Here is a 13,266-nt window from a genome sequence, read left to right as displayed (position 1 = left end):
TGCGTCACCCTGCCTGGCAGTTCTGGTACTGGCCGACCGAGATCCGCTGGAACCGCTTCCTGCATTCCGTCACATGAAACTTTCCCACACAGAAGCCCTGGCCTCGATGCAGGCTGCCCTGGGGCATAACTTCAAGAAGCCCGAACTGCTGAGCGAGGCCCTGACGCACCGTTCTGCCGTTTCCGGGCGCGACCCGCGTCGTGCCCGCCGGAACCAGCGCCCCAAGGGCAGCGGATCGAACGAACGCCTCGAATTCATCGGCGATCGCGTCCTTGGCCTGTTGATGGCCGAGTGGCTGCTGGAGCGGTATCCGGACGAGCAGGAAGGGGCCCTCGGTCCCCGTCACGCCCATCTGGTATCGCGAACTGTGCTGGCCGAAATCGCCGATCAGGTCGGTCTTTCGGCCTCGCTCCAGATTTCCCCGCATGAGGAAGATGCCGGCATCCGGCGTCTGTCCAGCATCCGTGCGGACGCGATGGAAGCCCTTCTCGGTGCGCTGTATCTCGATGGTGGTCTGGAACCGGCCCGCCGTGTGGTGCACCAGTACTGGCAGTCCCGCATTGAAAGCGCCGACCGGCCTCACAAGGAGCCCAAGACGCTGCTGCAGGAATACATGCTCTCGCAGGGGCTGCCGCTTCCGCATTACGAACTCCTGTCTTCGGACGGTCCGTCACATGCGCCGGTCTTTCGCGTCAGTGTCACGACCATGGGGCATACGGGAACGGGAGAAGCCGGCAGCAAGCGGCTGGCAGAAAGCGCAGCGGCAACCGCCCTGCTGAAACATCTCGGTCAGAATGTGGCGTCCTGAGATGTCATCAACAAAGGATCAGAACATGACCACGCGCTGCGGTTTCGTGGCTCTCGTCGGCGCTCCGAACGCGGGGAAATCCACCCTGCTCAACCGGATTGCCGGAGCCAAGCTGTCCATCGTCAGCCCCAAGGCCCAGACGACCCGTTTCAGGACGCTCGGCATCGTCATGCAGGACAATGCCCAGATCATCCTCGTGGACCTGCCCGGCATCTTCAAGCCGCGCCGCCGCCTCGACCGGGCGATGGTCAACGCGGCCTGGTCCGGCTCTCAGGACGCGGATCTGACCCTGCTGCTGGTGGATGCAAAATCCGGCCTGCGCGAGGACGTCCGTGAGATCATCGCCAAGCTGGCCGAAAGCAAGAACCGCATCTGGCTCGTTCTGAACAAGACGGATCTCGTCGAGCGCGGTGAACTCCTGCCTCTGACGCAGGAAATCAGCGGTCTCATCAATGTCGAGCACGTCTTCATGCTGAGCGCCCGTTCGGGCGAGGGTGTGAGCGATCTGATGGCCCGTCTGGCTGCCGAACTGCCCGAAGGGCCTTTCCTCTATCCCGAAGACGACCTGACGGACCTGCCGGACCGTCTGCTCGCCGCCGAGTTGGTCCGTGAGCAGATCTTCATGCAGACGCATGAGGAAATCCCGTATCAGGCCACTGTCGAGACCGAGAGCTTCAAGGAGCGTCCGGACGGATCGGTGCGGATCGAGGTGACGATTTACGTCTCCCGTCCCGGGCACAAGGCCATCCTGATCGGGGAGGGTGGTCACAAGATCAAGTCCCTCGGCGCGCGGGCGCGCATGGAGCTTCAGGAGCTTCTGGACCGCAAGTGCCATCTTTTCCTGAACGTCAAGGAACGTGCGGGATGGGACGAGGAAAAGGCCCGGCTGCGCGCCATTGGTCTGGACGACTGAAAAAGACAGGTGCCGGAGCGTTTGAAATCCGTCATCCTGACATCGCTTGTTCCAATCCCGCCACGTCTGTATGACAGGCGCACGTCAAGACACATCCAGCCAGAGACGGGCATGATGACCGAAAATCGAGAACAGAGCCCCTCCTACAAACGCGTCCTGCTCAAGGTGTCCGGTGAGGCACTCATGGGCGACGGACCGTCAGGGGTAGACCCCGTAATGGTGGACATGGTTGCCGCCGATATCGCCGATGTGGTGGCTTCCGGAGTGGAAGTCTGCCTCGTCGTCGGCGGTGGCAACATCTTCCGCGGCCTTGCAGCCGCAGCCAAGGGTATGGACCGCGCGCAGGGTGACTATGCCGGCATGCTGGCCACTGTCATCAACGCGCTGATGCTGCAGAACGCGCTCGAGCGCCGCGGCATGGAAACGCGCGTCATGACGGCGATCCAGATGGCCGCCATCGCAGAGCCCTATATCCGCCGCCGTGCCGTGCGCCACATGGAAAAGGGCCGCGTCGTCATTTTCGCAGCAGGCACCGGCAATCCATTCTTCACGACGGATACGGCCGCCGCCCTGCGCGCCAACGAGATGGAGTGCGATGCGCTCTTCAAGGGCACGCAGGTGGACGGCGTCTATTCCGCCGACCCGCGCCGCAACCCGGACGCCGAGCGCTATGACCAGCTGACCTATCTCGAAGTCCTGGCCCGCGACCTGAACGTCATGGATGCCGCGGCCATCAGCCTGGCGCGTGAAAACAAATTGCCCATCGTGGTCTTCAACATGCATGCTCCCGGCTCCTTTGGGGCCGTGATGCGTGGGGAAGGGCTCTTCACCAAGATCATCGAAGCGGACTGATCTCCGCATTTTCAACGAAATCTTCAGGCTCTCTCCTGAAAACCACGTCGAACTGAAAGGAACAGCTCATGTCCGCTGCCCTGAATGACCTTCTCGCCGATCTGACCCGCCGTATGGACGGTGCGATCGAAAGCCTGCGTCGGGACCTTTCCGGTCTGCGTTCGGGCCGGGCCAGCCCGAACCTTCTGGAGCCGGTGCGCGTCGAAGCCTATGGCTCGGAAGTTCCGCTGTCGCAGGTCGGGTCCATCGCCGTTCCCGAAGCCCGTATGCTGACGGTGTCCGTCTGGGACCGTACGGTTGTCGGTGCCGTCGAGCGTGCCATCCGGGACAGCGGCCTTGGCCTCAATCCGTCCACGGACGGTCAGACGGTCCGTGTTCCCATTCCGGCCCTGACCGAAGAGCGCCGCAACGAACTGGCCCGCGCTGCCAGCCGTTATGCCGAGAATGGCAAGATTTCCGTGCGTGGCGTGCGTCGTGACGGCATGGAGCAGACCAAGGCCCTGGAAAAGAAGAGCGAGATCAGCCAGGACGATATGAAGACCTGGACCGACGCCATCCAGAAGCTGACGGACCAGTACATCAAGAAGGTCGACGATATTTTCGCGGACAAAGAACGCGAGATCAAACAGGTCTGATTGCGCATTTGTCTGCAGGATCTCTTCCCCGTCACGACCGTGTCGTCTCCTCTTCATCCGGGGGCGGCGTGAGCGTCGTTCCCGTCCATATCGCCATGATCATGGACGGGAACGGCCGCTGGGCCCGCGCGCGCAAACTCCCTGTGGCCGCAGGGCACCGTCAGGGTGCGGAATCCGTACAGCAATGCGTCCGCACGGCCATCCGGCAGGGCGTGCGATACCTGACGCTCTATGCGTTCTCTTCGGAAAACTGGCGTCGTTCCGCGGAGGAAGTCGGGGATCTGACATCCCTGCTGCGCTTCTATCTGCGTCACAAGATTAACGAGCTTCATGCCCAGGGCGTGCGCCTGCGGATCATCGGTGAGCCCGAGCGTTTCGAGGGTTCCCTGCGCGAAGAACTGCGCCGCGCTGAAGCGCTGACGCTCCACAACACGACCCTGACCCTCACGCTCGCGCTGTCCTATGGTGGCCGCGCGGATATCGTGCAGGCTGCCCGCAGGCTGGCTGAAGACGCCGTTGCCGGCAAAATCGCGGCCGAGAGCATCAGCGAAGCCATGCTCGACGATGCGCTCCAGACTTCCGACATGCCTGATCCCGATCTGGTCATCCGCACCAGTGGCGAGTGTCGCCTGTCCAATTTCCTGCTCTGGCAGAGCGCCTATGCGGAGCTGGTTTTCATGGATGTGCTCTGGCCCGATTTTGGCGAAGTCGAGTTTCTCGAAGCCCTCTCGCGCTTTGCAAGCCGTCAGCGCAGGTTTGGTGGCCGCCCCGCATGAGTGCCTCCTCCAGATGGTCTGACCTGCGTCTGCGCCTGCTGTCCGCTGCGGTCCTGATCCCGGTTGCAGCGTTCTGCATCTGGCAGGGTGGCCCGGTCTATGACGCCCTGATCCTTCTGGCGATGTTCGGTCTGGCCTGGGAAGGCGAAACCCTTATCCGCCAGCCCCTCAAGACATGGCGTAGCGCTCTGCTGCTGGCCTGGCCCGTCATCGCCGGTCTGGCGGCGCTGAAAGGGGAGTGGAGCGCCGCCTTCTGGATGATCTGGCCCACCCTGATTTTCGGCTTTCCGGCCAGCGTGCCCGTCGTTGTTGCCATCATCGGGGGCCTGTCGCTCCTGTGGCTGCGGCACCTGCCGCTCGGCATGGCGTCCGTTCTGTTCGTCATCTCCGTCGTGGTCGCGAGCGACAGTTTCGCCTATCTGGCCGGTCGTATTTTTGGCGGCCCCAAGCTGGCTCCTTCGATTTCACCGGGCAAAACCCGCTCCGGCGCAATCGGCGGCCTTGTGGGTTCGGCGCTGGCCGGTGGTCTGGTCGCCTGGCTGACCGTTCCGGGTACCCAGCTTGGTGGCCTGGTCTGCGGCGCTGTCCTGAGCGTGTTTTCCCAGAGCGGCGACCTTCTGGAAAGCGCGGCCAAGCGTCGTCTCGGCGTCAAGGATTCAGGTCGTCTGATTCCCGGACATGGCGGCCTTCTGGACCGCTTTGACGGTCTTCTCGCCGCGGCACCTGCCGCAGCCCTGCTTTCGCTCGCGGTTGCCGCGCAGCCTTTCTGGTCCATCCTTCCTGCAGATCTGACTAGCGGTTCTGCACACCCACCCATTCTTCAGGGGAGTTCTTCTCATGACTGACGGTTCTGCGCGCCCAACACGCCGCCGCATTACGGTGCTCGGCAGCACCGGCAGTATCGGAACTTCAACGGTCGACCTTCTTGCCCGGATTCCGGATGAGATAGAGGTGCGGGCCCTTGTCGGCGGATGCAACGCCGCCCTGTTGGCCGAACAGGCCCGTCGTCTGAACGCCGAAGTCGCCGTCATTCATGACGAAAGCCGTCACGAAGAGTTGAAAACCTGCCTCGCCGGGACAGGCATCCGGACTGCTGCTGGCCGTCAGGCCGTCATTGAGGCCGGCGCCATGGAAGCCGACTGGACCATGGCGGCCATTACGGGTGCCGCGGGCCTCGAACCTACGCTCGCTGCCGCCCGCAACGGTCATGCCGTGGCGCTTGCAAACAAGGAAGCGCTTGTCTGCGCCGGCGATGTCATGCTGCGCGCCGTTGCCGAAGCCGGCGCGACGCTCCTCCCGGTCGATTCGGAGCACAATGCCATCGCCCAGTCGCTTGGCGGCTGTGACATGGAGAGCGTCGAAAAAATCATCCTGACGGCTTCTGGCGGTCCGTTCCGCAAATCCTCGATCGAGGAGATGCGTGCCGCCACGCCGGAAAAGGCGCTGAAGCATCCGACCTGGACGATGGGGGCGAAGATCACAATCGATTCCGCGTCCATGGCGAACAAGGGTCTGGAAGTCATCGAGGCGGCCCGTCTCTTCGGCCTGACCGAAGACCGGATTGATGTTCTGGTTCATCCTCAGTCGGTCGTCCACGGACTGGTGCAGTTCCGCGACGGCAGCCTCGTCTCCCAGATGGGCTCGGCCGATATGCGTATTCCCATCGCTCACACACTTGCCTGGCCGAAGCGCATGGTGACACCCTGCGAGCGTCTTGATCTTGCTGCCTATGGCCGTCTGGAGTTCGAGGCACCGGATGAAGTGCGCTTCGCCCCCCTGCGCCTTGCCCGTCAGGTTCTCCGGGCCGGTGGCGCGGCACCAGCCGTTTTCTCCGCCGCGAACGAAGTTGCCGTGGATGCGTTCCTCAACCGGCGCATAGGTTTCCTCGGTATCGGTGAGACAATCGACGCTGCGCTACAGGCCATGGATGAAAATCCGGAACTCAGGACCCTCGATGATGTGCTGCACTGGGACGCGCGGGGCAGGGCCCTCGCCGAAGCCCATATCCTGCGGCAGAGTGGGGGGCTGCGAAACGACGTGAGCGAGAACGCCCTGAATGCATGATCTTCTGCGGACCATTCTGGCCTATGTCCTGATTCTGGGGATCCTCGTCTTCATCCATGAACTCGGGCATTACCTCGCGGCGCGCTGGCGTGGTGTGAAGGTCGATACCTTTTCCATCGGTTTCGGCCCCGCTTTGCATCGCTGGCACGATCGCTCGGGCACGGAATGGCGCATCAGTGCCATTCCCCTGGGCGGGTTCGTCAAGCCGCACGGCTTTGAAGGTCCGGAAGATGCAACCGACGAACAGAAAGCCGCCTGGATTCCGGGCCGGACTTTCCACGACAAGCCTGTAGGTTCCCGGGCCATCGTCATCCTCATGGGCCCGGTCTTCAATTTCATCTTCGCGATCCTGGCCTTCACGGTGCTGTTCGCCGTGGTGGGCAAGCCCGAGATCCACGGGGATATCTCGCAGGTCACGGCTGGAAGTCCGGCGGACCGTGCAGGCGTAAAGCCCGGTGACGTGATTACCCGCATCGGCAATACGCATATCCTCGGTGTCGAGGATGTCATGGCGACCGTCGCGTCCCATCCCGGCCAACAGACGGTTCTGGGCATCCATCGTGGTACGGAAGATCTCAGCCTGCCGGTCACGCTCGACACCCTGAAGAATGGTGGCCACGACATGGGCAGCCTCGGCGTGGCGTTTGCCATTTCGAGGGGACGTCCCGTTTCCCTGCCGTCGGCCTTCATCATGGGGATGCAGGAGACCTGGGACAAATCGGTCATGACGCTTCAGGGCGTCTGGCAGATCCTCAGCGGGCAGCGGAGTGCGAAGGAACTGGGGGGGACGATTCGCATCGCGCAGCTCTCCGGTCAGGTCGCCAGCTACGGTCTGGCCAGCATCATTTCCTTCATGGCGCTGCTTTCGATCAATCTTGGGCTGATCAATCTTTTCCCAATTCCCGTGCTCGATGGGGGGCGTCTCGTGTTCTATGTCTGCGAGGCGATCCGCGGCCGCCCGGTTTCACGCAGGGTGCAGGAGGTGAGCATGCAGGTCGGAATGGCTCTGATCGGCGCTCTTTTCCTCTTTTCAACGGTCAACGATCTGACCAACATCGGACTGTTCCACTGGCTCTTTCACGCAGTAAGCTAAATATTCTGAAAAGACTTGTGATACAGTTGAACACGTCAGGGCATCTTGCGCGGGACAGGGGTTATCGGATACCTCCGCCAATGGCGTAACGTGTCAGTCGCCTGCAAAAAATATGTTACAAGGAAAGCCGGTTTGTCAGGATCACGGTCAAGAGGTTCCCGGTCTTCGAACAAGCGTCTGGTGCTTCTCGCATCAGCCTGTCTGCTGCCCGTCGTCCTCGGAACGGCTCAGGCGCGTTCCGTTCGTCATCAGGCCCCGGCATCAGCCCCCGGTGGAAACATCATCCAGGCCATCTCGGTAAAGGGAAACACCCGTATCGAGACGAGCACGGTGCTGTCCTACATGGTCGCCCAGCCCGGTGACACGTTCAATCAGGATGACCTCGACCGCTCGCTGAAGACGCTTTACGCCACGGGTCTGTTCAAGGACGTGACGCTGCACCGTGACGGCAACACGCTTCTGGTGGACCTGGTCGAGAACCCGATCGTCAACCGCATCGTGTTCGAGGGCAACCATGCGCTGAAGGACGAAGATCTCCGCAAGGAAATCAGCCTGCGTCCCCGCGCCGTGTTCTCGTCCCAGACGACTGCCGCCGACCGCCAGAAGATCCTGAACCAGTATGCCGGCAAGGCCCGCTTCGGCGCGACCGTCACGCCCCAGATCGTCAAGCTGTCCCACAACCGTGTGGACGTGGTCTTCAACATCAATGAAGCCCAGCAGACGCTCATCAAGAAGATCGTTTTCGTCGGCAACCATGCCTTCAGCGAAGCACGCCTCTCCCAGGTCATCTCGTCCAAGGAGACGATCTGGTACCGCTTCTTCTCGTCCTCGGATGAATACAACCCCGAGCGCGTGAAGTACGATGCAGAGCTGCTGCGTCGCTTCTACCTGCATAACGGCTTCGTCGATTTCCACATGGTGGACGCCACAGGCGAGCTGGCTCCCGACCACAAGTCGTTCTACATCACCTTCACCGTGCATGAGGGCGACCGCTACCGTCTGGGCAAGATGGATGTGCGCTCCAGCGTGCGCCATGTGACGCCCGAGATGCTGCGCCCGCATGTCGAGCTGTTCCCGCATCAGATCTATGACGGCACGGCGATCCAGAACAACACGAAGAACATGCAGGAATGGCTTCAGGCATCTGGCCATCCCTTCGCCATGGTCCGTTCGGAAATCGCCCGGAACCCCGAAAAGCACATCGTTGACCTGCTGTTCGATGTCACCGAAGGTCCGCATGTCTATGTCGAGCGTATCGACATCAACGGCAACACCATCACCCATGATGACGTGATCCGCCGGAATCTTCCGATGGCCGAAGGGGACCCGTACACCCCGTTCGACCGCAAGTATTCCAAGCTTGGTCTTCAGGATCTCGGCTATTTCAGTTCGGTCTCCGTGGATCAGACGCAGGGCTCCGCGCCTGACCGTGTGAACGTGTCCGCGAACGTGGTTGAAAAGCCGACCGGCGAGTTCTCCCTGGGTGGCGGTTACTCGACGGACGTCGGTATTCTCGGTAACGCCTCGATCAAGCAGCACAACCTGCTCGGAACGGGTGTGGACGCCGGTATTTCCGGAACCGTCGCCTACTATGAAAAGCAGGCCGACATCTCCATTACCGATCCGTACTTCCTGAACCGTAACCTTGTGGCCGGTGCGGATTTCTACTTCATCCAGAACAACTACCAGACGTATCAGAGCTATAAGGAATCCCAGTACGGCATGAGCCTGCGTCTGGGTTATGCCTATAACCGGTACCTGTCGCAGTCCTGGAACTACACCCTTGTCGACCGTCAGGTCGGCAACTTCTACGACGCTTCCGCCGTGGCGCAGGATCCCAGCCTGATCCGGTGGGTTCCCTCGATCTATGTGCAGCAGTCGGCCGGCTGGTCGCTGCTGTCCCAGCTCAGTACCTCGGTGACCTACGATCGGCGTGACCGTCGCAGCAATCCGCATTCGGGTTACATGTTCAAGGTCGGCGGTGACTTCGCCGGTATTGGTGGTAACTCGAAATATGCCCGTGTGAAGGCGGATGGCGCCTACTACCTGCCGCTGGATGACCTGACCGGAAACCATGACTGGACCTTCCAGTTCAAGGGTGGCGTCGGTTACATGGGTGACTGGAGCTCGAACGGAAACCGCAACATCATCGATAACTTCTATCTTGGTGGTGAAAACCTGCGAGGCTTCCTCCAGGGTGGTGTCGGTCCGCGTTCAGGCCATCTCAAGATCAACGGTGTCTATATCCCGGCCCAGGGTCAGGAAGATCTGCTCGGCGGCCGCTTCATGTACACGGCCTCTGCACAGCTCAATTTCCCGCTGCCCATGGGTGACGATCTCGGAATCTCGGGCCGTGGCTTCATCGATGCAGGTAGTCTTGCCGGTCTTCGCGTCAAGCATCTCTATACGAACCGCATGAATGACGGTGACAACTACACCCCGATCACCGGTGACAACCTGATCCCGCGCGTCTCGGGCGGTCTCGGTGTCTCGTGGAAGAGCCCGTTCGGCCTCGTCAACATCGATGGTGCCGTGCCGATCCGCAAGGAACATGGTGACCGTCTCTATCCGCTGCGTTTCGGTTTTGGCCAGCAGTTCTGAACTGTTCGAGACCTTGCCGTCCTGTTTCTCAACCCCTTGCCAAGAGGTGGTCATGACCCTCAATTCCCTGATGCGCACGGTTTCGGCCGGCGCGCTTCTGGCAGCGACGATTCTCGTCTCCGCTCCGGGCGCCCATGCCCAGGCTTCCGGCGGCAATGGTGGCTGGTTCGTTCCCAAGGCTGCTCATCCTGACGCCCCTCCGCCGCGCCCTGTCCAGCGCCGCGTTCCGGAAGCTGCGCCCGATGAGGAAGAAGACTCCGCACCGGCTGAACAGCAGCAGGCTCCGCCGATCCTGCCGCTGCCGCCGATCCCGGCTCCCCCGAGCATCGCAAAGGCCTCTCCGCCGCCGGCTGCCGTCATTGGCGTGATCAATGTCCAGGCCGTCATGCAGATTTCCAGCGCCTGGCAGGAAATCCAGCAGGTTCTGGGCGCCCGCCGTGACCGTCTGGCGCAGGCCGTGCAGCGTGAGGAAGCCGCCTGGCGTGGCGAGCAGCAGAAGCTTCAGGCCCAGGCCCGCAGCCTGACGTCCGACCAGATCCAGCTGCGCGAGCGTCACCTGCAGGAACGCCGTGCCAAGGATCAGCACGATTTCGGCAATCAGGCCCGCATCATCCAGGAAGCGGCACAGGTTGCCATGCACCAGATCGAGCGTGAGCTGGAAGAGCCGAACGGCATCATCGCCGCCGTTGCTGCTGCCCACAACATGAACCTGATCCTGCATGCGGAGCAGGTCGTACTTCATGTCGGCGGTCAGGATATCACCGAGGAAGTCGGCACACAGCTCAACAAGACTCTGCCGCATGTCTTCATTCCCGATGATGGCGTGGACCCCGAGCAGCTCGCCCGCTCCGGCAAGATGCCCACCACGGCTGACGAACAGCGGCAGGCTCAGGGACCGCAGACCCCCGGGCCCCAGCAGGCTCCGGCGTCTGCACCGAGCGAGTCCGTTCTGCGTCAGCATCACTGAGGCGACGGGCCGTGTCTGACATGACAGCAAACGAAAGTCGCCCGGGCGACAGCCGTTTCTTCCAGCGTTCCGGACCTTTCGGTCTGGAACGGCTGGCAGAGGTCTCGGGCAGTGACATCATTCCGGCCGCATCGGGGAAGGGGCTGTCCGAGTTCCGTGGCGTTGCGCCCCTGCATGTTGCAGGCCCGGATGAAATCAGCTTCCTCGACAACCGCCGCTACCTGCCGCTTCTGGCAGAAACGAAGGCCGGAGCAGTCATTCTCTCCCCGGCCTTTACTGACAAACTGCCCCCCGATACGGCGGGACTGGCCTGCAAGGCGCCTTATCTGGCCTGGGCACGTGTGGCCACGCTGTTCCATCCGGCTCCCGCTTCCACGGGTGTTCGCCATCCGAGTGCCTGGATCGCGGAAGACGCCGAAATTGGCGAAAACGTCGAGATCGGTCCTTTCGCCGTCATTGGCAGCGGTGTCCGTATCGGTCGTGACAGCATTGTCGCAAGCCATGCCAGCATCGGCCAGAGCGTTGAGATCGGTGAGCGTTGCCGGATCGGCGCCCATGCCGCCATCTCCCATGCCCGGATCGGTGATCGCGTCACGCTCTATCCCGGTGTGCGTATCGGGCAGGACGGTTTCGGGTTCGCCGTCGGTCCCGAGGGTTTTGAAACGGTCCCGCAGCTCGGGCTGGTCGTGCTGGAAGACGGTGTGGAAGTGGGGGCGAACTCCACCATCGACCGCGGTTCCATGCGTGACACCCTGATCGGAGCCGGAACCCGGATCGATAATCTCGTGCAGATCGGCCACAATGCCCGTCTGGGACGCTGCTGTATCGTCGTCTCGCAGGCCGGGATTTCCGGCTCTACGGAACTGGGTGATTTCGTCACCGTTGCTGCACAGGCTGGCCTGATCGGACATATCAAGATCGGCACGAAGGCCCGGATCGGCGCCCAGTGTGGCGTCATGTCGGATGTGGATGCCGGCGCTGACGTCATCGGCAGCCCCGCGATGCCGTTCCGCGAATTTTTTCGTAATGTTGCCACCTTGCGGAAACTTTCGCGTAAAAGCGGGGACTAGCAGTCCTGCGGCGCGGATGGTAACTCCCCCGCAGGTTTGCTAAGGGAAGCCATTCGTGCTGCCACAGGGTAGCGACTGACAGACAACACCGCTTGAAGGGCATGGTGAAACGATGGACCGAGTGGACGCTCCAGCCGAACAGATGACTCCCGCGACAGACGCCGCTGCTGACAGCCATCAGGTTCCGCAGAGCATCGACATCCTGAAGATCATGCAGTCGATCCCGCATCGCTATCCGTTTCTGCTGATCGACAAGATGGTCGAGATCCATGCCGGGCAGTCCGCCATCGGCATCAAGAACGTGACGGTCAACGAGCCGTTCTTCCAGGGACATTTCCCGTCTCACCCCGTCATGCCAGGCGTGCTGATCGTCGAGGCCATGGCCCAGACGGCAGCGACGCTGGTGGTCATGACGCTGGGCAAGGCGTTTGAAGGCAAGCTGGTCTATTTCATGACGATCGAAAATGCGAAATTCCGTCGCCCGGTCGGTCCTGGTGACCAACTCCGGATCCATGTCGACAAGGAGCGCTCCCGCGCCAATGTCTGGAAGTTCAAGGGTGTGGCCCGCGTGGACGATGTTGCCGTTGCCGAAGCGACCTTCAGTGCGATGATCATGGGTTGACCCTGATGCAGATGGCAGGCAAGCGCCCCGAAACCGCCGAAATCCATGCGACCGCCATCGTCGACCCGCGTGCGCGCATCGGGGAGAACGTGCGCATTGGCCCCTGGTGTCTGGTCGGTCCCAATGTCACGATCGGTGACGGGGTCTGTCTGCACGCGTCCGTTCTCGTGGATGGCTACACGACCCTGCGTGAAGGCGTGGAAGTCTATCCGTTCGTGACGATCGGTCTGGCGCCGCAGGATCTCAAATATGCCGGTGAGCCGACACTGTGTGAGGTCGGGGCCAATACCGTCATCCGTGAAAACGTGACGATTCACCGTGGCACCGCGCAGGGGCATGCCCTGACGCGGATTGGCGCGAACTGCCTGATCATGGCCAATTCACATGTCGCCCATGACTGCGTCCTCGGTGACCGTGTCATCATCGTCAACAATGTCGTCATGGGTGGCCATGTCGAGATTGACGATGACGCCAAAATCATGGGCTCGGCTGCGCTGCACCAGTTCGTCCGGATCGGCCGTGGTGCCGTTGTCGGCGGTGTCTGCGGTGTGGAAATGGACGTCATTCCTTACGGAAGCGTTCTGGGGAATCGCGCCCGTCTGGTCGGACTGAACTGGATCGGCCTGAAGCGTTCCGGTGTTGGTCCTGAGGAAATGCAGGCCATGCGCCGCGCCTTCCGGACGCTTTACCCGCGCCATGGCGCGACGGAGTCCGTTCTGGAAGCCCGGATTGCCGAAGTCCGTCAGGAATACGGGCATCTCCCCCGCATCGCCGAGATGCTGGACTTCATGGAAGCCCCCAGCCGTCGAGGCCTGACCCGCGTTGCGCGTCAGGAAGGACAGTCCGAAACCGAAGGCGCCTGATC

The 13,266-nt window shown here is 61.8% G+C and carries 13 protein-coding genes; all 13 read left to right on the top strand.

Annotated features, from left to right (window positions below; all coding sequences use genetic code 11):
* Positions 1–73: 73 nt before the first annotated feature.
* A complete protein-coding gene (rnc, locus tag GOX01_RS10170) occupies positions 74–808 on the top strand; it encodes a ribonuclease III (protein ID WP_024716833.1) in 735 nt (244 codons plus the stop codon).
* 25 nt (positions 809–833) lie between these two features.
* Entirely contained in the window at positions 834–1,721 is an 888-nt protein-coding gene (gene era, locus GOX01_RS10165) for a GTPase Era (RefSeq protein WP_011253331.1), read from the top strand.
* A 111-nt stretch (positions 1,722–1,832) separates the two neighbouring features.
* A complete protein-coding gene (gene pyrH, locus GOX01_RS10160) occupies positions 1,833–2,573 on the top strand; it encodes a UMP kinase (protein ID WP_024716835.1) in 741 nt (246 codons plus the stop codon).
* Positions 2,574–2,641: 68 nt separating this feature from the next.
* Positions 2,642–3,208, top strand: a complete 567-nt coding sequence (frr, locus tag GOX01_RS10155; protein ID WP_011253333.1) for a ribosome recycling factor — start codon at positions 2,642–2,644, stop codon at positions 3,206–3,208.
* A gap of 95 nt (positions 3,209–3,303) precedes the next feature.
* On the top strand, positions 3,304–3,984 hold the full coding sequence (gene uppS / locus GOX01_RS10150) for a polyprenyl diphosphate synthase (protein ID WP_049750784.1): 681 nt from the start codon (positions 3,304–3,306) through the stop codon (positions 3,982–3,984).
* Positions 3,981–4,829 carry a phosphatidate cytidylyltransferase gene (locus tag GOX01_RS10145; RefSeq protein ID WP_011253335.1) on the top strand — a complete coding sequence of 283 codons (849 nt, stop codon included), beginning with the start codon at positions 3,981–3,983 and terminating at the stop codon, positions 4,827–4,829. The genes uppS and GOX01_RS10145 overlap by 4 nt, the downstream gene beginning before the upstream one ends.
* Positions 4,822–6,048 (top strand): 1-deoxy-D-xylulose-5-phosphate reductoisomerase, encoded by a 1,227-nt coding sequence (dxr, locus tag GOX01_RS10140; RefSeq protein WP_011253336.1) that lies wholly within the window; start codon positions 4,822–4,824, stop codon positions 6,046–6,048. Before GOX01_RS10145 ends, dxr begins: the two co-directional genes overlap by 8 nt.
* A complete protein-coding gene (gene rseP, locus GOX01_RS10135) occupies positions 6,041–7,141 on the top strand; it encodes an RIP metalloprotease RseP (protein ID WP_011253337.1) in 1,101 nt (366 codons plus the stop codon). Before dxr ends, rseP begins: the two co-directional genes overlap by 8 nt.
* A 132-nt stretch (positions 7,142–7,273) precedes the next feature.
* Complete coding sequence (gene bamA / locus GOX01_RS10130; protein ID WP_011253338.1) at positions 7,274–9,742, top strand: outer membrane protein assembly factor BamA; 2,469 nt, start codon at positions 7,274–7,276, stop codon at positions 9,740–9,742.
* 52 nt (positions 9,743–9,794) lie between these two features.
* Positions 9,795–10,709, top strand: coding sequence for an OmpH family outer membrane protein (locus GOX01_RS10125; RefSeq protein WP_174787488.1), 915 nt, complete (start codon positions 9,795–9,797; stop codon positions 10,707–10,709).
* A gap of 20 nt (positions 10,710–10,729) precedes the next feature.
* Positions 10,730–11,779, top strand: coding sequence for a UDP-3-O-(3-hydroxymyristoyl)glucosamine N-acyltransferase (gene lpxD, locus GOX01_RS10120; protein WP_024716838.1), 1,050 nt, complete (start codon positions 10,730–10,732; stop codon positions 11,777–11,779).
* A gap of 112 nt (positions 11,780–11,891) precedes the next feature.
* Positions 11,892–12,401 carry a 3-hydroxyacyl-ACP dehydratase FabZ gene (gene fabZ / locus GOX01_RS10115; protein WP_011253341.1) on the top strand — a complete coding sequence of 170 codons (510 nt, stop codon included), beginning with the start codon at positions 11,892–11,894 and terminating at the stop codon, positions 12,399–12,401.
* 5 nt (positions 12,402–12,406) lie between these two features.
* Positions 12,407–13,264 (top strand): acyl-ACP--UDP-N-acetylglucosamine O-acyltransferase, encoded by an 858-nt coding sequence (lpxA, locus tag GOX01_RS10110; RefSeq protein WP_011253342.1) that lies wholly within the window; start codon positions 12,407–12,409, stop codon positions 13,262–13,264.
* The last annotated feature ends 2 nt before the right edge of the window (positions 13,265–13,266 follow it).

It is taken from the genome of Gluconobacter oxydans (assembly GCF_006539685.1).
In the GTDB taxonomy this organism is placed as follows: domain Bacteria; phylum Pseudomonadota; class Alphaproteobacteria; order Acetobacterales; family Acetobacteraceae; genus Gluconobacter; species Gluconobacter oxydans.
This window is presented reverse-complemented; position numbering and strand designations above follow the sequence as displayed.